Annotated in this window: 20 protein-coding genes; 15 read left to right on the top strand and 5 right to left on the bottom strand. The window is 50.9% G+C overall.

Annotation, left to right across the window (positions count from 1 at the left end; translation table 11 throughout):
- The first annotated feature begins 208 nt into the window (after positions 1–208).
- Both tal and mog read left to right on the top strand, forming a co-directional pair.
- Positions 209–1,162, top strand: coding sequence for a transaldolase (gene tal / locus AACS80_RS03445; protein ID WP_000130187.1), 954 nt, complete (start codon positions 209–211; stop codon positions 1,160–1,162).
- A gap of 114 nt (positions 1,163–1,276) precedes the next feature.
- The gene (gene mog / locus AACS80_RS03440; RefSeq protein WP_130204821.1) at positions 1,277–1,864 is read left to right on the top strand and encodes a molybdopterin adenylyltransferase; all 588 of its coding nucleotides are present in this window, start codon (positions 1,277–1,279) and stop codon (positions 1,862–1,864) included.
- Between the two features lie 203 nt (positions 1,865–2,067).
- On the opposite strand, the gene satP is transcribed toward mog, so the two are convergent.
- The 3 genes from satP to AACS80_RS03420 form a co-directional block, all read right to left on the bottom strand.
- A complete protein-coding gene (gene satP, locus AACS80_RS03430; protein ID WP_064530367.1) occupies positions 2,068–2,634 on the bottom strand; it encodes an acetate uptake transporter in 567 nt (188 codons plus the stop codon).
- Positions 2,635–2,782: 148 nt separating this feature from the next.
- Positions 2,783–3,496 (bottom strand): acidic protein MsyB, encoded by a 714-nt coding sequence (gene msyB, locus AACS80_RS03425; protein WP_130217496.1) that lies wholly within the window; start codon positions 3,494–3,496, stop codon positions 2,783–2,785.
- Positions 3,497–3,521: 25 nt separating this feature from the next.
- The gene (locus AACS80_RS03420; RefSeq protein WP_130259604.1) at positions 3,522–3,926 is read right to left on the bottom strand and encodes a DUF2541 family protein; all 405 of its coding nucleotides are present in this window, start codon (positions 3,924–3,926) and stop codon (positions 3,522–3,524) included.
- Positions 3,927–4,301: 375 nt separating this feature from the next.
- On the opposite strand from AACS80_RS03420, the gene dnaK reads away from it, so the two are divergent.
- Together dnaK and dnaJ are read left to right on the top strand one after the other, a co-directional pair.
- Entirely contained in the window at positions 4,302–6,218 is a 1,917-nt protein-coding gene (gene dnaK, locus AACS80_RS03415) for a molecular chaperone DnaK (RefSeq protein WP_000516135.1), read from the top strand.
- 88 nt (positions 6,219–6,306) lie between these two features.
- Positions 6,307–7,437, top strand: coding sequence for a molecular chaperone DnaJ (dnaJ, locus tag AACS80_RS03410; RefSeq protein WP_001118464.1), 1,131 nt, complete (start codon positions 6,307–6,309; stop codon positions 7,435–7,437).
- 105 nt (positions 7,438–7,542) lie between these two features.
- Here the strand turns inward: dnaJ and hokD are convergent, their stop codons facing one another.
- The gene (hokD, locus tag AACS80_RS03405; protein ID WP_205714141.1) at positions 7,543–7,695 is read right to left on the bottom strand and encodes a Hok/Gef family protein; all 153 of its coding nucleotides are present in this window, start codon (positions 7,693–7,695) and stop codon (positions 7,543–7,545) included.
- A 584-nt stretch (positions 7,696–8,279) separates the two neighbouring features.
- Here hokD and nhaA point away from each other — a divergent pair.
- Positions 8,280–9,446 carry a Na+/H+ antiporter NhaA gene (gene nhaA / locus AACS80_RS03400; protein ID WP_135409446.1) on the top strand — a complete coding sequence of 389 codons (1,167 nt, stop codon included), beginning with the start codon at positions 8,280–8,282 and terminating at the stop codon, positions 9,444–9,446.
- 59 nt (positions 9,447–9,505) lie between these two features.
- The gene (gene nhaR / locus AACS80_RS03395; RefSeq protein WP_130204829.1) at positions 9,506–10,411 is read left to right on the top strand and encodes a transcriptional activator NhaR; all 906 of its coding nucleotides are present in this window, start codon (positions 9,506–9,508) and stop codon (positions 10,409–10,411) included.
- 96 nt (positions 10,412–10,507) lie between these two features.
- On the opposite strand, the gene rpsT is transcribed toward nhaR, so the two are convergent.
- A complete protein-coding gene (gene rpsT / locus AACS80_RS03390) occupies positions 10,508–10,771 on the bottom strand; it encodes a 30S ribosomal protein S20 (RefSeq protein ID WP_001274019.1) in 264 nt (87 codons plus the stop codon).
- A gap of 102 nt (positions 10,772–10,873) precedes the next feature.
- Between rpsT and AACS80_RS03385 the strand changes: the two genes are divergently transcribed.
- The 9 genes from AACS80_RS03385 to dapB all read left to right on the top strand — a co-directional run bounded on the left by AACS80_RS03385 (position 10,874) and on the right by dapB (position 19,264).
- Positions 10,874–11,092 (top strand): DUF2575 family protein, encoded by a 219-nt coding sequence (locus tag AACS80_RS03385; protein ID WP_064525381.1) that lies wholly within the window; start codon positions 10,874–10,876, stop codon positions 11,090–11,092.
- A gap of 7 nt (positions 11,093–11,099) precedes the next feature.
- A complete protein-coding gene (gene ribF / locus AACS80_RS03380; RefSeq protein ID WP_130204831.1) occupies positions 11,100–12,041 on the top strand; it encodes a bifunctional riboflavin kinase/FAD synthetase in 942 nt (313 codons plus the stop codon).
- Between the two features lie 42 nt (positions 12,042–12,083).
- Entirely contained in the window at positions 12,084–14,912 is a 2,829-nt protein-coding gene (ileS, locus tag AACS80_RS03375; protein ID WP_135491893.1) for an isoleucine--tRNA ligase, read from the top strand.
- Entirely contained in the window at positions 14,912–15,406 is a 495-nt protein-coding gene (gene lspA, locus AACS80_RS03370) for a signal peptidase II (RefSeq protein ID WP_000083381.1), read from the top strand. Before ileS ends, lspA begins: the two co-directional genes overlap by 1 nt.
- A gap of 106 nt (positions 15,407–15,512) precedes the next feature.
- The gene (gene fkpB / locus AACS80_RS03365; protein ID WP_000004655.1) at positions 15,513–15,962 is read left to right on the top strand and encodes an FKBP-type peptidyl-prolyl cis-trans isomerase; all 450 of its coding nucleotides are present in this window, start codon (positions 15,513–15,515) and stop codon (positions 15,960–15,962) included.
- 1 nt (position 15,963) lies between these two features.
- Complete coding sequence (gene ispH, locus AACS80_RS03360) at positions 15,964–16,914, top strand: 4-hydroxy-3-methylbut-2-enyl diphosphate reductase (RefSeq protein WP_130204835.1); 951 nt, start codon at positions 15,964–15,966, stop codon at positions 16,912–16,914.
- A 65-nt stretch (positions 16,915–16,979) separates the two neighbouring features.
- Complete coding sequence (rihC, locus tag AACS80_RS03355) at positions 16,980–17,894, top strand: ribonucleoside hydrolase RihC (protein WP_135409447.1); 915 nt, start codon at positions 16,980–16,982, stop codon at positions 17,892–17,894.
- 22 nt (positions 17,895–17,916) lie between these two features.
- Positions 17,917–18,282, top strand: coding sequence for a DUF805 domain-containing protein (locus tag AACS80_RS03350; protein ID WP_135409448.1), 366 nt, complete (start codon positions 17,917–17,919; stop codon positions 18,280–18,282).
- A gap of 160 nt (positions 18,283–18,442) precedes the next feature.
- The gene (dapB, locus tag AACS80_RS03345; RefSeq protein ID WP_130204841.1) at positions 18,443–19,264 is read left to right on the top strand and encodes a 4-hydroxy-tetrahydrodipicolinate reductase; all 822 of its coding nucleotides are present in this window, start codon (positions 18,443–18,445) and stop codon (positions 19,262–19,264) included.
- The last annotated feature ends 418 nt before the right edge of the window (positions 19,265–19,682 follow it).

The raw sequence follows: 19,682 nt of genomic DNA, 5'->3' as shown, positions 1-19,682 counted from the left end.
ACGATGTGCATTGGTTGATAACGTCTGCGTAGCATACATGAGGTTTTGTTTAAAAATGGCGGGTGATATCAACGCCATGTCAGAAATCCGAAACAGTCTTGCCTGGTGATAACCCTTTTGTCTGCGGTTGCGCTGTCGTTACGTCGTGATATCATCAGGGCAGACCGGTTACATCCCCCTAACAAGCTGTTTAAAGAGAAATACTATCATGACGGACAAATTGACCTCCCTTCGTCAGTACACCACCGTAGTGGCCGACACTGGGGACATCGCGGCAATGAAGCTGTATCAACCGCAGGATGCCACAACCAACCCTTCTCTCATTCTTAACGCAGCGCAAATTCCGGAATACCGTAAGTTGATTGATGATGCTGTCGCCTGGGCGAAACAGCAGAGCAACGATCGCGCGCAGCAGATCGTGGACGCGACCGACAAACTGGCAGTAAATATTGGTCTGGAAATCCTGAAACTGGTTCCGGGCCGTATCTCAACTGAAGTTGATGCGCGTCTTTCCTATGACACCGAAGCGTCAATTGCGAAAGCAAAACGCCTGATTAAGCTCTACAACGATGCAGGTATTAGCAACGATCGTATTCTGATCAAACTGGCTTCTACCTGGCAGGGTATCCGTGCTGCAGAACAGCTGGAAAAAGAAGGTATCAACTGTAACCTGACTCTGCTGTTCTCCTTCGCTCAGGCACGTGCTTGTGCGGAAGCGGGCGTGTTCCTGATTTCTCCGTTTGTTGGCCGTATTCTTGACTGGTACAAAGCCAATACCGATAAGAAAGAGTACGCTCCGGCAGAAGATCCGGGTGTCGTTTCTGTATCTGAAATCTACCAGTACTACAAAGAACACGGTTATGAAACCGTGGTTATGGGCGCAAGCTTCCGTAACATCGGCGAAATTCTGGAACTGGCAGGCTGCGACCGTCTGACCATCGCACCGGCACTGTTGAAAGAGCTGGCTGAGAGCGAAGGGGCTATCGAACGTAAACTGTCTTACACTGGTGAAGTGAAAGCGCGTCCTGCGCGTATCACCGAGTCTGAGTTCCTGTGGCAGCACAACCAGGACCCAATGGCAGTTGATAAACTGGCGGAAGGTATCCGTAAGTTTGCTGTTGACCAGGAAAAACTGGAAAAAATGATCGGCGATCTGCTGTAATCATTCTTAGCGTGACCGGGAAGTCGGTCACGCTACCTCTTCTGAAGCCTGTCTGTCACTCCCTTCGCAGTGTATCATTCTGTTTAACGAGACTGTTTAAACGGAAAAATCTTGATGAATACTTTACGTATCGGCTTAGTTTCCATCTCTGATCGCGCGTCCAGCGGCGTTTATCAGGATAAAGGCATCCCTGCGCTGGAAGAATGGCTGACATCGGCGCTAACCACGCCGTTTGAACTGGAAACTCGCTTAATCCCCGATGAGCAGGCGATCATTGAGCAAACGTTGTGTGAGCTGGTGGATGAAATGAGTTGCCATCTGGTGCTGACAACCGGCGGTACTGGCCCGGCGCGCCGTGACGTAACGCCCGATGCGACGCTGGCAGTAGCGGACCGCGAGATGCCAGGCTTTGGTGAACAGATGCGCCAGATTAGCCTGCATTTTGTGCCAACTGCGATCCTTTCGCGCCAGGTGGGGGTGATTCGTAAGCAGGCACTGATCCTTAACTTACCCGGTCAGCCGAAGTCCATCAAAGAGACACTGGAAGGCGTGAAGGATGCCGAGGGTAAGGTCGTGGTACATGGCATTTTCGCCAGCGTACCGTACTGCATTCAGTTGCTGGAAGGACCTTACGTTGAAACTGCACCGGAAGTGGTGGCAGCATTCAGACCGAAGAGTGCAAGACGCGAAGTTAGCGAATAAAAAAATCCCCCCAGGCGGGGGATGAGACTGATGACAAACGCAAAACTGCCTGATGCGCTACGCTTATCAGGCCTACGAGTTTCCTGCAATATATTGAATTTGCACGATTTCTTAGGCCGGATAAGGCGTTCACGCCGCATCCGGCATAAACAAAGCGCACGTTGTTAACAATCTTATCCCTTCGAGCGGGGGGATCTTAACGATTAGTGAGACTCACCAATCGGCAGAACGGTGCGACCAAACTGCTCGTTCAGCACTTCACCCATTGCCAGATAAATTGCGCTGGCACCGCAGATCAGGCCAATCCAGCCTGCGAAGTGGATGATTGCTTCGTTACCGGCAATGTTACCGATCGCCAGCAGGGCAAACAGCACGGTCAGGCTAAAGAATACGAATTGCAGAACGCGTGCGCCTTTCAGCGTGCCGAAGAACATAAACAGCGTAAACACGCCCCACAGACCCAAGTAGACACCAAGGAACTGCGCATTTGGCGCATCGGTCAGGCCCAGTTTCGGCATCAGCAGAATCGCAACCAGCGTCAGCCAGAAAGAACCGTAAGAGGTGAAGGCAGTTAAACCGAAAGTGTTGCCTTTTTTATACTCCAGCAGACCGGCAAAAATTTGCGCGATACCGCCGTAGAAGATGCCCATAGCGAGAATAATACCGTCCAGAGCGAAATAACCCACGTTGTGCAGGTTAAGCAGAATGGTGGTCATGCCGAAGCCCATCAGGCCCAGCGGTGCCGGATTAGCCAACTTAGTGTTGCCCATAATTCCTCAAAAATCATCATTGAATGAATGGTGAAATAATTTCCCTGAATAACTGTAGTGTTTTCAGGGCGCGGCATAATAATCAGCCAATGGAGTAGTGTCCATGATCTTTTGAGGGGAAAATGAAAATTTTCCCCGATGTGAGGGATTAGGCCTGAGTGGCGCTGACAATTCGACGCAGGCAGGCAATTTGCAGGACCGCCGGAATAGTAACGCGATAGGCGCTACCGCTGACGGCTTTAACTCCGTTTAATGCCGCGCCCACCGGGCCACCAAGCCCCGCACCACGTAGTAGGCCATGCCCGAGAACGCTCATTGCTGCGTGGGTACGTAAAATGCGGGTAAGCTGGCTGGAAAGCAGATGCGACACGCCTTTTGCCAATAATTTGTCTTTCATCAGCAGCGGTAATAGCTCTTCCAGCTCGTTGACTCTGGCATCGACCGCCTTGAGAAATTCCTGCTTATGTTCCTCGTCCATTTTCTTCCAGGTATTACGCAGAAATTGTTCCAGTAATTGTTGCTCAATTTCAAACGTAGACATCTCTTTGTCGGCTTTTAGCTTCAGCCGTTTTGAGACGTCGAGCAAAATGGCCCGGTACAGTTTACCGTGTCCGCGAAGTTTGTTAGCGATACTATCGCCGCCAAAATGCTGTAATTCTCCGGCAATTAGCTGCCAGTTGCGGCGATGTTGCTCGGGATGCCCTTCCATCGATTTGAACAGTTCATTACGCATCAGAACGCTGGAGAGGCGAGTTTTGCCTTTTTCGTTATGGGTGAGCAAACGGGCGAAATTGGTCAGTTGCTCCTCACTACAATGCTGGAGAAAATCCAGATCTGAATCATTCAGGTAATTAACATTCATTTATTGTGGCTTCTCTGTTCAAGCGTTAATCGTCGCCGATAATTTTCAGCGTGGCCATATCGGACGAGTTCACTGTATGACCGGAAAAGGTGATTTTTGACACGCAGCGTTTGTTGTCGTTATCGCTGTTAATGTTGATCCAGCTGGTGGTTTGCCCTTCTTTAATTTCGGCGGGAACATTCAGGCTTTGACTGGCGCTACGGGCGGCTTTGAAATAAACCGACGCGCCGCTCAACTGTAAATCGCCGTGGTCGGCGGTGAGTTGGATACGTTTTACGATGCGGCAAACGGGGAGTTTCAGTGCCAGATCGTTGGTTTCGTTACGCGGCATCGCAATGACGCCGAGGATTTTATGGTCGTTAGCTTGCGCCGTGCAGCACAGCATAAGGCTAAGTACCAGGCTGGCGGAAATCGTAAAAACGGATTTCATAAAGATTCTCTTAGCGGGGGAGCAGTAGGGGATGAATAGCCACTAGTTTACTGCTGGCGAAAAGAAGATTCAGGTATGTAATCTTTTCTTTTTATTACAATTTTTTGGTGAATCTCTTGTGTTGGATTCATTCTTTATATGAATGAAATTGCCGTCTGTTTCATGTCTTCTTACGGCATATCACGAAATTTCTGCGCAAAAGCACAAAAAATTTTTGCATCTCCCCCTTGATGACGTGGGTTACGACCCCATTTAGTAGTCAACCGCAGTGAGTGAGTCTGCAAAAAAATGAAATTGGGCAGTTGAAACCAGACGTTTCGCCCCTATTACAGACTCATACCACATGATGACCGAATATATAGTGGAGACGTTTAGATGGGTAAAATTATTGGTATCGACCTGGGTACTACCAACTCTTGTGTAGCGATTATGGATGGCACCACTCCTCGTGTGCTGGAGAACGCCGAAGGCGATCGCACCACGCCTTCTATCATTGCCTATACCCAGGATGGTGAAACTCTGGTTGGTCAGCCGGCTAAACGTCAGGCAGTGACGAACCCGCAAAACACCCTGTTTGCGATTAAACGCCTGATTGGCCGCCGCTTCCAGGACGAAGAAGTACAGCGTGATGTTTCCATCATGCCGTTCAAAATTATTGCTGCTGATAACGGCGACGCATGGGTCGAAGTTAAAGGCCAGAAAATGGCACCGCCGCAGATTTCTGCTGAAGTGCTGAAAAAAATGAAGAAAACCGCGGAAGATTACCTGGGCGAACCGGTAACTGAAGCTGTTATCACTGTACCGGCATACTTTAACGATGCTCAGCGTCAGGCAACCAAAGACGCAGGCCGTATCGCTGGTCTGGAAGTAAAACGTATCATCAACGAACCGACCGCAGCTGCGCTGGCTTACGGTCTGGACAAAGGTACTGGTAACCGTACTATCGCGGTTTATGACCTGGGTGGTGGTACTTTCGATATTTCCATTATCGAAATCGACGAAGTTGACGGCGAAAAAACCTTCGAAGTTCTGGCTACCAACGGTGATACCCACCTGGGTGGTGAAGACTTTGATAGCCGTTTGATCAACTATCTGGTTGAAGAATTCAAGAAAGATCAGGGTATTGACCTGCGCAACGACCCGCTGGCAATGCAGCGTCTGAAAGAAGCGGCAGAAAAAGCGAAAATCGAGCTGTCTTCCGCTCAGCAGACCGACGTTAACCTGCCGTACATCACTGCAGACGCGACCGGTCCGAAACACATGAACATCAAAGTGACTCGTGCGAAACTGGAAAGCCTGGTTGAAGATCTGGTAAACCGTTCCATTGAGCCGCTGAAAGTTGCACTGCAGGACGCTGGCCTGTCCGTATCTGATATCGACGACGTTATCCTCGTTGGTGGTCAGACTCGTATGCCAATGGTTCAGAAGAAAGTTGCTGAGTTCTTTGGTAAAGAGCCGCGTAAAGACGTTAACCCGGACGAAGCTGTAGCAATCGGTGCTGCTGTTCAGGGTGGTGTTCTGACTGGTGACGTAAAAGACGTACTGCTGCTGGACGTTACCCCGCTGTCTCTGGGTATCGAAACCATGGGCGGTGTGATGACGACGCTGATCGCGAAAAACACCACTATCCCGACCAAGCACAGCCAGGTGTTCTCTACCGCTGAAGACAACCAGTCTGCGGTAACCATCCACGTGCTGCAGGGTGAACGTAAACGTGCGGCTGATAACAAATCTCTGGGTCAGTTCAACCTGGATGGTATCAACCCGGCACCGCGCGGTATGCCGCAGATCGAAGTTACCTTCGATATCGATGCTGACGGTATCCTGCACGTTTCCGCGAAAGATAAAAACAGCGGTAAAGAGCAGAAGATCACCATCAAGGCTTCTTCTGGTCTGAACGAAGATGAAATCCAGAAAATGGTACGCGACGCAGAAGCGAACGCCGAAGCTGACCGTAAGTTTGAAGAGCTGGTACAGACCCGCAACCAGGGCGACCATCTGCTGCACAGCACCCGTAAGCAGGTTGAAGAAGCAGGCGACAAACTGCCGGCTGACGACAAAACTGCTATCGAGTCTGCGCTGACTGCACTGGAAACTGCTCTGAAAGGTGAAGACAAAGCCGCTATCGAAGCGAAAATGCAGGAGCTGGCACAGGTTTCCCAGAAACTGATGGAAATCGCCCAGCAGCAACATGCCCAGCAGCAGACTGCCGGTGCTGATGCTTCTGCAAACAACGCGAAAGATGACGATGTTGTCGACGCTGAATTTGAAGAAGTCAAAGACAAAAAATAATCGCCCTATAAACGGGTAATTATACTGACACGGGCGAAGGGGAATTTCCTCTCCGCCCGTGCATTCATCTAGGGGCAAATCAAAAAAGATGGCTAAGCAAGATTATTACGAGATTTTAGGCGTTTCCAAAACAGCGGAAGAGCGTGAAATCAAAAAGGCCTACAAACGCCTGGCCATGAAATACCACCCGGACCGTAACCAGGGTGACAAAGAGGCCGAAGCGAAATTTAAAGAGATCAAGGAAGCTTATGAAGTTCTGACCGACTCGCAAAAACGTGCGGCATACGATCAGTATGGCCATGCGGCGTTTGAGCAAGGCGGCATGGGCGGCGGCGGTTTTGGCGGCGGCGCAGACTTCAGCGATATTTTTGGTGACGTTTTCGGCGATATTTTTGGCGGCGGACGTGGTCGTCAACGTGCGGCGCGTGGTGCTGATTTACGCTATAACATGGAGCTCACCCTCGAAGAAGCTGTACGTGGCGTGACCAAAGAGATCCGCATTCCGACTCTGGAAGAGTGTGACGTTTGCCACGGTAGTGGTGCAAAACCAGGTACGCAGCCGCAGACCTGTCCGACCTGTCATGGTTCTGGTCAGGTGCAGATGCGCCAGGGCTTCTTCGCCGTACAACAGACCTGTCCACACTGTCAGGGCCGCGGTACGCTGATCAAAGATCCGTGCAACAAATGTCATGGTCATGGTCGTGTTGAGCGCAGCAAAACGCTGTCCGTTAAAATCCCGGCAGGGGTGGATACCGGGGACCGCATCCGTCTTGCGGGCGAAGGTGAAGCGGGCGAACACGGCGCACCGGCAGGCGATCTGTACGTTCAGGTTCAGGTTAAACAGCACCCGATTTTCGAGCGTGAAGGCAACAACCTGTATTGCGAAGTCCCGATCAACTTCGCTATGGCGGCGTTGGGTGGCGAAATCGAAGTACCGACCCTTGATGGTCGCGTCAAACTGAAAGTGCCTGGCGAAACCCAGACCGGTAAGCTGTTCCGTATGCGCGGTAAAGGCGTCAAGTCTGTCCGCGGCGGTGCGCAAGGTGACTTGCTGTGCCGCGTAGTGGTCGAAACACCGGTAGGTCTGAACGAGAAGCAGAAACAACTGCTGCAAGAGCTGCAGGAAAGCTTCGGTGGCCCAACCGGCGAGCACAACAGTCCGCGTTCGAAGAGTTTCTTTGATGGCGTGAAGAAGTTTTTCGACGACCTGACTCGCTAACCTCCCCAAAAGCCTGCCCGTGGGCAGGCCTGGGTAAAAAAATAGGGTGCGTTGAAGATATGCGAGCACCTGTAAAGTGGCGGGGATAACTCCCCGCCGTTGCTCTTACTCGGATTCGTAAGCCGTGAAAACAGCGACCTCCGTCTGGCCGGTTCGGATTCGTACCTCGCAGAGGTCTTTCCTCGTTACCAGTGCCGTCACTATGACGGTTAAACAGATGACGATCAGGGCGATTAACATCGCCTTTTGCTGCTTCATAGCCTGCTTCTCCTTGACCTTTCGGTCAGTAAGAGGCACTCTACATGTGTTCTGCATATAGGGGGCCTCGGGTTGATGGTAAAATATCACTCGGGGCTTTTCTCTATCTGCCATCCAGCTAATGCCTGAGACAGATAGCCTCAAGCACCCGCCGCTATTATACCGCTCTCTTTAACCCACTCTGTTTTATCGATTCTAATCCTGAAGACGCCTCGCATTTTTATGGCGTAATTTTTTAAGGATTTAATTATTTAACTTTAATTTATCTCTTTATCGCAATTATTGACGACAAGCTGGATTATTTTTGAAATATTGTCCTAACAAACGACGCCGACTTACAACAAATTAATTATTACTTTTCCGAATTAATCCCTCAGAAATCCAGACCTTAAGCTATGATTATCATGGCTTGAGGTCATCAGCCACCGCTTTCGAGCGCCAAAAACACTTCCTCTGCTGGTGACTTAATCTTCTTTATAGATCGTAAAAAACGAATTATTCCTACACTATAATCTGATTTTAACGATGATTCGTGCAGAGTAAAATAGTAAAAACGATCTATTCACCTGAAAGAGAAATAAAAAGTGAAACATCTGCATCGATTCTTTAGCAGTGATGCCTCGGGAGGCATTATTCTCATCATTGCCGCTGTTCTGGCGATGATTATGGCCAACAGCGGCGCAACCAGTGGATGGTATCACGACTTTCTTGAGACGCCGGTTCAGCTCCGGGTTGGTTCTCTTGAAATCAATAAAAACATGCTGTTATGGATAAATGACGCGTTAATGGCGGTATTTTTCCTGTTGGTTGGTCTGGAAGTTAAACGCGAGCTGATGCAAGGATCGCTGGCCAGTTTGCGCCAGGCGGCATTTCCAGTTATTGCCGCAATCGGCGGGATGATTGTCCCGGCATTGCTCTATTTGGCCTTTAACTACGCCGATCCTATCACACGTGAAGGGTGGGCAATCCCAGCTGCAACTGACATTGCTTTTGCGCTGGGGGTTCTGGCGTTATTGGGAAGTCGTGTACCGTTGGCGCTGAAGATCTTTTTGATGGCGCTGGCTATTATCGATGATCTTGGGGCCATCATAATCATTGCCTTGTTTTACACTAATGATTTGTCGATGACCTCTCTTGGCGTTGCAGCCGTAGCAATTGCGGTGCTCGCGGTGCTGAACATTTGTGGTGTTCGCCGCACGGGAGTTTATATTCTGGTCGGCGTGGTGCTGTGGACCGCAGTGTTGAAATCAGGTGTCCACGCAACGCTGGCAGGTGTCATTGTCGGTTTCTTTATTCCATTGAAAGAGAAGCATGGCCGTTCTCCGGCGAAGCGCCTGGAGCATGTTCTGCATCCGTGGGTGGCTTATCTGATTTTGCCGCTGTTTGCTTTTGCCAATGCCGGCGTTTCTCTGCAAGGCGTGACGTTGGATGGCCTGACCTCCATCTTGCCATTAGGGATCATCGCCGGTTTGCTGATTGGCAAGCCGTTGGGTATTAGTTTGTTCTGCTGGTTGGCGCTGCGTTTGAAACTGGCTCATTTGCCAGAGGGAACCACTTATCAGCAAATTATGGCGGTTGGGATCTTGTGCGGTATCGGTTTTACTATGTCTATCTTTATTGCCAGCCTGGCTTTTGGTAGCGTAGATCCAGAACTGATTAACTGGGCGAAATTGGGCATTCTGGTTGGCTCAATCTCTTCGGCAGTAATTGGATATAGCTGGTTACGCATTCGTTTACGTCCATCAGTTTGACAGGACGATGTACCGGGGAGCCATAAATGGCTCCCTTTTCATTCTTATCAGGGAGAGAAATGAGCATGTCTCATATCAATTACAACCACTTGTATTACTTCTGGCATGTCTATAAAGAAGGTTCTGTGGTTGGCGCAGCGGAGGCGCTTTATTTAACACCACAAACCATTACTGGGCAGATCCGGGCGCTGGAAGAGCGCCTGCAAGGGAAACTATTTAAGCGTAAAGGACGTGGTCTGGAACCCAGCGAACTGGGGGAGCTGGTCTATCGCTACGCCGATAAAATGTTCACCTTAAGCCAGGAAATGCTGGATATCGTCAACTATCGCAAAGAGTCCAATTTGTTGTTTGATGTTGGCGTGGCAGATGCTCTTTCCAAACGCCTGGTCAGTAGTGTATTGAATGCCGCAGTGGTGGAAGACGAGCAGATCCATTTACGCTGTTTTGAATCGACGCACGAGATGCTGTTGGAGCAACTGAGTCAGCATAAGCTGGACATGATCATCTCTGACTGCCCGATAGACTCCACCCAGCAGGAAGGGCTGTTTTCCATAAAAATTGGCGAGTGTGGTGTCAGTTTCTGGTGCACTAACCCGCTGCCAGAAAAGCCGTTTCCTGCCTGTCTGGAAGAGCGTCGCTTACTTATTCCGGGGCGTCGCTCAATGTTGGGACGCAAGCTATTAAACTGGTTTAACTCTCAGGGCTTAAACGTTGAAATTCTGGGGGAGTTTGATGATGCTGCGTTGATGAAAGCTTTTGGAGCGACGCATAACGCTATTTTCGTTGCACCTTCGCTTTACGCTAATGATTTCTATAACGATGACTCGGTTATGGAGATAGGCCGCGTTGAGAACGTGATGGAAGAGTACCACGCGATTTTCGCCGAAAGGATGATTCAACATCCTGCGGTACAGCGTATTTGCAACACAGATTACTCTGCGTTGTTTACTTCAGCTTCAAAATAACCATTTGTACTCTGCAGGCTGCAGTTTTGGCCTGCAGATGGGCATAAAAAAACCCGCTTGCGCGGGCTTTTTTACAAAGCTGACAACAAAAGGCGATTAAGCCAGTTTGTTGATCTGTGCAGTCAGGTTAGCCTTATGACGTGCAGCTTTGTTTTTGTGGATCAGACCTTTAGCAGCCTGACGGTCCACGATCGGTTGCATTTCGTTAAATGCTTTCAGTGCAGCAGCTTTGTCGCCAGCTTCGATAGCTGCGTATACTTTCTTGATGAAAGTACGCATCATAGAGCGACGGCTTGCGTTGTGCTTACGAGCCTTTTCAGACTGAATGGCGCGCTTCTTAGCTGATTTGATATTAGCCAAGGTCCAACTCCCAAATGTGTTCTATATGGACAATTCAAAGGCCGAGGAATATGCCCTTTTAGCCTTCTTTTGTCAATGGATTTGTGCAAATAAGCGCCGTTAATGTGCCGGCGCTCGTTACGTAGTGATGGCGCAGGATTCTACCAGCTTGCGGGGTGTGAATACAGCTTTTCCGCGATAAAAATTGCATCAGGCCGTGAGTTTCTGCCCGTGATTTGCGCCATGGCAATGAAAAGCCACTTCTTTCTGATTTCGGTACTCAATCGCCGGTTAACCTTGACCGCTGTACAAGGTATACTCGGACGATTTTCACTGTTTTGAGCCAGACATGAAGCTGATACGCGGCATACATAATCTCAGCCAGGCCCCGCAAGAAGGGTGTGTGCTGACTATTGGTAATTTCGACGGCGTGCATCGCGGTCATCGCGCGCTGTTGCAGGGCTTGCAGGAAGAAGGGCGCAGGCGAAACTTACCGGTGATGGTGATGCTTTTTGAACCTCAACCACTGGAACTGTTTGCTACCGATAAAGCCCCGGCAAGACTGACTCGACTGCGGGAAAAATTGCGTTACCTTGCAGAGTGTGGCGTAGATTACGTGCTGTGCGTGCGTTTCGACAGGCGCTTTGCGGCGCTGACTGCGCAAAACTTCATCAGCGATCTACTGGTGAAGCATTTGCGGGTAAAATTCCTCGCCGTGGGTGATGATTTCCGCTTTGGCGCTGGTCGTGAAGGCGATTTCTTGTTATTACAGAAAGCTGGCGTGGAATACGGCTTTGACATTACCAGTACGCAAACTTTTTGCGAAGGTGGCGTGCGTATCAGCAGCACCGCTGTGCGTCAGGCACTTGCAGACGATAATCTGGCTCTGGCAGAAAGTTTACTGGGGCACCCGTTTGCCATCTCCGGGCGTGTGGTCCACGGTGATGAATTAGGGCGCACGATAGGTTTCCCGACGGCGAATGTACCGCTACGCCGTCAGGTTTCCCCGGTGAAAGGGGTTTATGCGGTGGAAGTGCTGGGCCTCGGCGAAAAGCCGTTACCCGGCGTGGCAAACATCGGAACACGTCCAACGGTTGCCGGTATTCGCCAGCAGCTGGAAGTGCATTTGTTAGATGTTGCAATGGACCTTTACGGTCGCCATATACAAGTAGTGCTGCGTAAAAAAATACGCAATGAGCAGCGATTTGCGTCGCTGGACGAACTGAAAGCGCAGATTGCGCGTGATGAATTAACCGCCCGCGAATTTTTTGGGCTAACAAAACCGGCTTAAGCCTGTTATGTAATCAAACCGAAATACGGAACCGAGAATCTGATGAGTGACTATAAATCAACCCTGAATTTGCCGGAAACAGGGTTCCCGATGCGTGGCGATCTCGCCAAACGCGAACCGGGAATGCTGGCGCGTTGGACTGATGATGACCTGTACGGCATCATTCGTGCGGCTAAAAAAGGCAAAAAAACCTTCATTCTGCATGATGGCCCTCCTTATGCGAATGGCAGCATTCATATTGGTCACTCGGTTAACAAGATTCTGAAAGACATAATCGTGAAGTCCAAAGGACTTTCCGGTTATGACTCGCCGTATGTGCCTGGCTGGGACTGCCACGGTCTGCCGATCGAGCTGAAAGTAGAGCAAGAATACGGTAAGCCGGGTGAGAAATTCACTGCTGCCGAGTTCCGCGCCAAGTGCCGCGAATACGCAGCTACCCAGGTTGACGGTCAGCGCAAAGACTTTATCCGTCTGGGCGTGCTGGGCGACTGGTCGCACCCGTACCTGACCATGGACTTCAAAACTGAAGCCAACATCATCCGCGCGCTGGGCAAAATCATCGGCAACGGTCACCTGCACAAAGGCGCGAAGCCAGTGCACTGGTGCGTTGACTGCCGTTCTGCACTGGCAGAAGCGGAAGTTGAGTATTACGACAAAACTTCTCCGTCCATCGACGTTGCTTTCCAGGCGGTCGATCAGGATGCGCTGAAAGCAAAATTTGGCGTCAGCAACGTTAACGGCCCAATCTCGCTGGTAATCTGGACCACTACGCCGTGGACTCTGCCTGCAAACCGCGCAATCTCTATTGCACCGGATTTCGACTATGCGCTGGTGCAGATCGACGGTCAGGCCGTGATTCTGGCGAAAGATCTGGTTGAAAGCGTAATGCAGCGTATCGGCGTGACCGATTACACCATTCTCGGCACGGTAAAAGGTGCGGAGCTTGAGCTGCTGCGCTTTACCCATCCGTTTATGGGTTTCGACGTTCCGGCAATCCTCGGCGATCACGTTACCCTGGATGCTGGTACCGGTGCCGTTCACACCGCGCCTGGCCACGGTCCGGACGACTATGTGATTGGCCAGAAATACGGTCTGGAAACCGCTAACCCGGTTGGCCCGGACGGCACTTATCTGCCGGGTACTTACCCGACGCTGGATGGCGTGAATGTCTTCAAAGCGAACGACATCGTCGTTGCGCTGCTGCAGGAAAAAGGCGCGCTGCTGCACGTTGAGAAAATGCAGCACAGCTATCCGTGCTGCTGGCGTCACAAAACGCCGATCATCTTCCGCGCGACACCGCAGTGGTTCGTCAGCATGGACAAAGAAGGTTTGCGCGCGCAGTCGCTGAAAGAGATCAAAGGCGTGCAGTGGATCCCGGATTGGGGCCAGGCGCGTATCGAGTCGATGGTCGCTAACCGTCCTGACTGGTGTATCTCCCGTCAGCGCACCTGGGGCGTACCGATGTCACTGTTCGTGCATAAAGACACGGAAGAACTGCATCCGCGTACCCTTGAACTGATAGAAGAAGTGGCAAAACGCGTTGAAGTTGATGGCATCCAGGCGTGGTGGGATCTCGATGCGAAAGAGATTCTCGGCGACGAAGCTGACCAGTATGTGAAAGTGCCGGATACGCTGGACGTATGGTTTGACTCCGGATCTACCCACTCTTCCGTTGTTGACGTGCGTCCTGAATTTGCTGGTCACGCAGCGGATATGTATCTGGAAGGTTCTGACCAACACCGCGGCTGGTTCATGTCCTCTCTGATGATCTCTACCGCGATGAAGGGCAAAGCGCCGTATCGTCAGGTACTGACCCACGGCTTTACCGTGGATGGTCAGGGTCGCAAGATGTCTAAATCCATCGGCAACACCGTTTCGCCGCAGGATGTGATGAACAAACTGGGCGCGGATATTCTGCGTCTGTGGGTGGCATCTACCGACTACACCGGTGAAATGGCCGTTTCTGACGAGATCCTGAAACGTGCTGCCGACAGCTATCGTCGTATCCGTAACACCGCGCGCTTCCTGCTGGCAAACCTGAACGGTTTTGATCCGGCAAAAGATATGGTGAAACCGGAAGAGATGGTGGTACTGGATCGCTGGGCCGTAGGTTGTGCGAAAGCGGCACAGGAAGACATCCTCAAGGCGTACGAAGCATACGATTTCCACGAAGTGGTACAGCGTCTGATGCGCTTCTGCTCCGTTGAGATGGGTTCCTTCTACCTCGACATCATCAAAGACCGTCAGTACACCGCCAAAGCGGATAGCGTGGCGCGTCGTAGCTGCCAGACTGCGCTGTATCACATCGCTGAAGCGCTGGTTCGCTGGATGGCACCTATCCTCTCCTTCACCGCTGATGAAGTGTGGGGCTACCTGCCGGGCGAGCGTGAAAAATACGTCTTCACTGGCGAGTGGTACGAAGGCCTGTTTGGCCTGGCAGATGATGAGGAATTTAATGATTCCTTCTGGGACGATGTTCGTTACATCAAAGATCAGGTAAACAAAGAACTGGAAAATCAGAAGGCGAATGGCATCAAGTCTAATCTGGAAGCTAAAGTTACGCTGAAATATGCTGACGATGATCTGGGGACTATTGCGAAGCTAAAACGTCTGGGCGAAGAGGCGAGATTCATTTTCATTACGTCTCAATTCGTCATTTCTGATGAGGCTGGCGGTATCAATGATGAAAATATCCAGTATAACCCTGGTAATACAACCGTTCAGGCAGTTGTAACTCGTGCTGAAGGTGAGAAGTGTCCACGCTGCTGGCACTACACCCAGGATGTCGGCAAGGTGGCGGAACACGCAGAAATCTGCGGCCGCTGTGTCAGCAACGTCGCCGGTGACGGTGAAAAACGTAAGTTTGCCTGATGAGTCAATCGATCTGTTCAACAGGGCTACGCTGGCTGTGGCTGGTGGTAGTCGTGCTGATTATCGATCTGGGCAGCAAATACCTGATCCTCCAGAACTTTGCTCTGGGGGATACGGTCCCGCTGTTCCCGTCGCTTAATCTGCATTATGCGCGTAACTATGGCGCGGCGTTTAGTTTCCTTGCCGATAGCGGCGGCTGGCAGCGTTGGTTCTTTGCCGGTATTGCGATTGGTATTAGCGTGATTCTGGTAGTGATGATGTATCGCTCAAAAGCCACGCAGAAGCTAAACAATATCGCTTACGCGCTGATTATTGGCGGCGCGCTGGGCAACCTGTTCGACCGCCTGTGGCACGGCTTCGTTGTCGATATGATCGACTTCTACGTCGGCGACTGGCACTTCGCCACCTTCAACCTTGCCGATACTGCAATCTGTGTCGGTGCGGCACTGATTGTGCTGGAAGGTTTTTTGCCTTCTAAAGCGAAAAAACAATAATAAACCCTGCCGGATGCGATGCTAACGCATCTTATCCGGCCTACAGATTGCTGCGAAATCGTAGGCGCATCCGGCACAAACCCTCAAAATATAAGAGCAAACCTGCATGTCTGAATCTGTACAGAGCAATAGCGCCGTCCTGGTGCACTTCACGCTAAAACTCGACGATGGCACCACCGCCGAGTCTACCCGCAACAACGGTAAACCGGCGCTATTCCGCCTGGGTGATGCTTCTCTTTCTGAAGGGCTGGAGCAACATCTGCTGGGGCTTAAAGTGGGCGATAAAACCACCTTCTCGCTGGAGCCTGATGCGGCGTTTGGCGTGCCGTCACCGGACCTGATTCAGTACTTCTCCCGCCGTGAGTTTATGGATGCAGGCGAGCCAGAAATTGGCGCAATCATGCTTTTTACCGCAATGGATGGCAGTGAGATGCCTGGCGTGATCCGCGAAATTAACGGCGACTCCATTACCGTTGATTTCAACCATCCGCTGGCCGGGCAGACCGTTCATTTTGATATTGAAGTGCTGGAAATCGATCCGGCACTGGAGGCGTAACATGCAGATCCTGTTGGCCAACCCGCGTGGTTTTTGTGCCGGGGTAGACCGCGCTATCAGCATTGTTGAAAACGCGCTGGCCATCTACGGCGCACCAATTTATGTCCGCCACGAAGTGGTGCACAACCGCTACGTGGTCGATAGCCTGCGTGAGCGTGGGGCTATCTTTATTGAGCAGATCAGCGAAGTGCCAGACGGCGCGATCCTGATTTTCTCCGCACACGGTGTTTCTCAGGCGGTACGTAACGAAGCGAAAAGCCGTGATTTGACGGTATTTGACGCGACCTGTCCGCTGGTGACCAAAGTGCATATGGAAGTCGCGCGCGCCAGCCGTCGTGGCGAAGAGTCAATTCTCATCGGCCACGCCGGGCATCCGGAAGTGGAAGGTACGATGGGCCAGTACAGTAACCCGGAAGGGGGAATGTATCTGGTCGAATCGCCGGACGATGTGTGGAAACTGACGGTCAAAAACGAAGAGAAACTCTCCTTTATGACCCAGACCACGCTATCTGTGGATGACACGTCTGATGTCATCGACGCGCTGCGTAAACGCTTCCCGAAAATTGTCGGGCCGCGCAAAGATGATATCTGCTACGCCACCACCAACCGTCAGGAAGCGGTACGCGCCCTGGCAGAGCAGGCAGAAGTTGTGTTGGTGGTCGGTTCGAAAAACTCCTCCAACTCCAACCGTCTGGCGGAACTGGCCCAGCGCATGGGCAAACGGGCGTTTTTGATTGACGATGCGACAGATATCCAGGAAGAGTGGGTAAAAGAGGTGAAATGCGTCGGTGTGACTGCTGGCGCATCGGCTCCGGATATTCTGGTACAGAACGTAGTCGCACGTTTACAGCAGCTTGGCGGTGGCGAAGCCATTCCGCTGGAAGGCCGCGAAGAAAATATCGTTTTCGAAGTGCCGAAAGAGTTGCGTGTCGATATTCGTGAAGTTGATTAAGTCATTAGCAGCCTAAGTTATGCGAAAATGCCGGTCTTGTTACCGGCATTTTTTATGGAGAAAACATGCGTTTACCTATTTTCCTCGATACAGACCCCGGCATTGACGATGCCGTCGCCATTGCCGCCGCGATTTTTGCCCCCGAGCTCGACCTGCAACTGATGACCACCGTCGCAGGTAATGTCTCGGTTGAGAAAACTACCCGCAACGCCCTGCAACTGCTGCATTTCTGGAATGCGGAGATTCCGCTTGCCCAGGGAGCTGCCGTGCCGCTGGTACGCGCACCGCGTAATGCAGCATCTGTGCACGGTGAATCGGGAATGGCTGGCTACGACTTTGTCGAGCACAACAGAAGCCCACTGGACAAACCCGCATTTCTGGCGATTCGTGATGCCCTGCTGCGTGCGCCTGAGCCTGTTACTCTGGTAGCCATCGGCCCGTTAACCAATATTGCGCTGTTACTTTCACAATGCCCGGAATGCAAACCGCATATTCGCCGTCTGGTGATCATGGGTGGGGCTGCCGGACGCGGCAACTGCACACCAAACGCCGAGTTTAATATCGCTGCCGATCCAGAAGCGGCTGCGTGCGTCTTCCGTAGCGGCATCGAAATCGTCATGTGCGGTCTGGATGTCACCAATCAGGCGGTGTTAGCTCCTGATTATCTTGCTACATTGCCGGAGTTGAATCGTACCGGAAAAATGCTGCACGCCTTGTTTAGTCACTACCGTAGCGGCAGTATGCAAAGCGGCCTGCGTATGCACGATCTCTGCGCCATCGCCTGGCTGGTGCGCCCGGACTTATTCACTCTCAAGCCGTGTTTTGTGGCAGTGGAAACGCAGGGCGAATTTACCTCAGGTACTACGGTTGTTGATATCGACGGTTGCCTGAGTAAACCTGCAAACGTGCAGGTGGCGCTGGATCTGGATGTGAAAGGCTTTCAGCAGTGGGTGGCGGAAGTGCTGGCCCTGGCGAACTAATCAGAAAACAAGGAAGTGTTCTATGACGTATGGAGAAGCGTATTTGGAAGGGTGGAAAAACATCTTTAATTATGAAGGTGTCGCCACCCGTTTTGAGTTCTGGTCATTTATGATCGGTAGTGTCGTTATCTGTCTGCTACCGCTTTTATGCTGGTGGTTTGCGGAAACAATGAACAATGACTATGGTGTTTTCATTTTTTTTGCGCTGCCCGCGTCATTTATTTTAACGTTGATTTTTGCCGTACCGGCGATGGCGCTAGCCGTCAGAAGGATGCACGATATCGGATATCCAGGGTGGTGGGTTATTGTTGTCGTGTTGATCCCTGTTACGGGCGTAATTCTGCTTATACTTTGCTGCCTGCCGTCAAAGTCACAAGACCAGGCATAATGACAGATGGTATGACGCATCACTTTCTGCGTCATGCCTTTCACTGATATCCCTCCCTGTTTATCATTAATTTCTAATTATCAGCGTTTTTGGCTGGCGGCGTAGCGATGCGCTGGTTACTCTGAAAACGGTCTATGCAAATTAACAAAAGAGAATAGCTATGCATAATGCAAACATCCGCGTTGCCATCGCGGGAGCCGGGGGGCGTATGGGCCGCCAGTTGATTCAGGCGGCGCTGGCATTAGAAGGCGTGCAGCTGGGCGCGGCGCTGGAGCGCGAAGGATCTTCTTTACTGGGCAGCGACGCTGGTGAACTGGCCGGAGTCGGAAAAACAGGCGTTACCGTGCAAAGCAGCCTCGACGCGGTAAAAGATGATTTTGATGTGTTTATCGATTTTACCCGTCCGGAAGGTACGCTGAACCATCTCGCTTTTTGTCGCCAGCATGGCAAAGGGATGGTGATTGGTACAACGGGTTTTGATGACGCTGGCAAACAAGCGATTCGTGACGCTGCCACAGATATTGCGATTGTCTTTGCCGCCAATTTTAGCGTTGGCGTTAACGTCATGCTTAAGCTGCTGGAGAAAGCCACTCAGGTAATGGGTGACTACACCGATATTGAAATTATCGAAGCACATCATAGACATAAAGTCGATGCGCCGTCAGGCACTGCGCTGGCAATGGGGGAGGCGATTGCTCATGCACTGGACAAAGACCTGAAAGATTGCGCGGTCTACAGTCGTGAAGGCCATACTGGTGAACGTGTTCCTGGCACCATTGGTTTTGCCACTGTACGTGCGGGTGACATTGTGGGTGAACATACCGCCATGTTTGCTGATATCGGCGAACGTCTGGAGATTACCCATAAGGCGTCCAGCCGCATGACATTTGCTAACGGTGCGGTAAGATCGGCATTGTGGCTAAATGGCAAGAAAAATGGTCTTTTTGATATGCGAGATGTGCTGGATCTCAATAAATTATAACCACAAAACATTTGCATTGATGCAAAAATAACATATCTAATTCATTGATTGTAAAGGGCTTTAATTTTTAGCCCTTTTATTTTGTGGTTTTTTATTAATTGTTGATGAAAATTGCTAAAAATATAAAGTTTTGTCTGTGGTTTTTGTTGTTTTAATGTAAATTTTGACCATCTGGTCCACTTTTTTCCGAGTGAATTTTGTTTTTACATTCTTCTCGCTGTGCAAGCGTTTTCCTGACTACGTTAGGTGATCTTTTTGTCGCTTAATGCCATAAAAATATGCATGACGCATAAAATCATATAATAAATACCGCGATTGAGTTGACTTTTAGCGCCCATATCTCCAGAATGCCGCCGTTTGCCAGAAATTCGTCGGTAAGCAGATTTGCATTGATTTGCGTCATCATTGTGAATTAATA

Origin of the sequence: Escherichia sp. E4385, from assembly GCF_963883145.1 — a bacterium.
Taxonomy (GTDB): domain Bacteria; phylum Pseudomonadota; class Gammaproteobacteria; order Enterobacterales; family Enterobacteriaceae; genus Escherichia.
This window is presented reverse-complemented; position numbering and strand designations above follow the sequence as displayed.

Excerpts from the sequence above, each read along its gene's own strand:
- AACS80_RS03385 (WP_064525381.1), top strand. The coding sequence starts at position 10,874 with ATGTGCCGGCGCTCGTTACGTAGTGATGGCGCAGGATTCTACCAGCTT.
- ispH (WP_130204835.1), top strand. The coding sequence starts at position 15,964 with ATGCAGATCCTGTTGGCCAACCCGCGTGGTTTTTGTGCCGGGGTAGAC.
- dnaK (WP_000516135.1), top strand. The coding sequence starts at position 4,302 with ATGGGTAAAATTATTGGTATCGACCTGGGTACTACCAACTCTTGTGTA.
- rihC (WP_135409447.1), top strand. The coding sequence starts at position 16,980 with ATGCGTTTACCTATTTTCCTCGATACAGACCCCGGCATTGACGATGCC.
- AACS80_RS03350 (WP_135409448.1), top strand. The coding sequence starts at position 17,917 with ATGACGTATGGAGAAGCGTATTTGGAAGGGTGGAAAAACATCTTTAAT.
- nhaR (WP_130204829.1), top strand. The coding sequence starts at position 9,506 with ATGAGCATGTCTCATATCAATTACAACCACTTGTATTACTTCTGGCAT.
- fkpB (WP_000004655.1), top strand. The coding sequence starts at position 15,513 with ATGTCTGAATCTGTACAGAGCAATAGCGCCGTCCTGGTGCACTTCACG.
- ribF (WP_130204831.1), top strand. The coding sequence starts at position 11,100 with ATGAAGCTGATACGCGGCATACATAATCTCAGCCAGGCCCCGCAAGAA.
- satP (WP_064530367.1), bottom strand. The coding sequence starts at position 2,634 with ATGGGCAACACTAAGTTGGCTAATCCGGCACCGCTGGGCCTGATGGGC.
- hokD (WP_205714141.1), bottom strand. The coding sequence starts at position 7,695 with ATGAAGCAGCAAAAGGCGATGTTAATCGCCCTGATCGTCATCTGTTTA.
- dnaJ (WP_001118464.1), top strand. The coding sequence starts at position 6,307 with ATGGCTAAGCAAGATTATTACGAGATTTTAGGCGTTTCCAAAACAGCG.
- ileS (WP_135491893.1), top strand. The coding sequence starts at position 12,084 with ATGAGTGACTATAAATCAACCCTGAATTTGCCGGAAACAGGGTTCCCG.
- tal (WP_000130187.1), top strand. The coding sequence starts at position 209 with ATGACGGACAAATTGACCTCCCTTCGTCAGTACACCACCGTAGTGGCC.
- mog (WP_130204821.1), top strand. The coding sequence starts at position 1,277 with ATGAATACTTTACGTATCGGCTTAGTTTCCATCTCTGATCGCGCGTCC.
- dapB (WP_130204841.1), top strand. The coding sequence starts at position 18,443 with ATGCATAATGCAAACATCCGCGTTGCCATCGCGGGAGCCGGGGGGCGT.
- msyB (WP_130217496.1), bottom strand. The coding sequence starts at position 3,496 with ATGAATGTTAATTACCTGAATGATTCAGATCTGGATTTTCTCCAGCAT.
- AACS80_RS03420 (WP_130259604.1), bottom strand. The coding sequence starts at position 3,926 with ATGAAATCCGTTTTTACGATTTCCGCCAGCCTGGTACTTAGCCTTATG.
- lspA (WP_000083381.1), top strand. The coding sequence starts at position 14,912 with ATGAGTCAATCGATCTGTTCAACAGGGCTACGCTGGCTGTGGCTGGTG.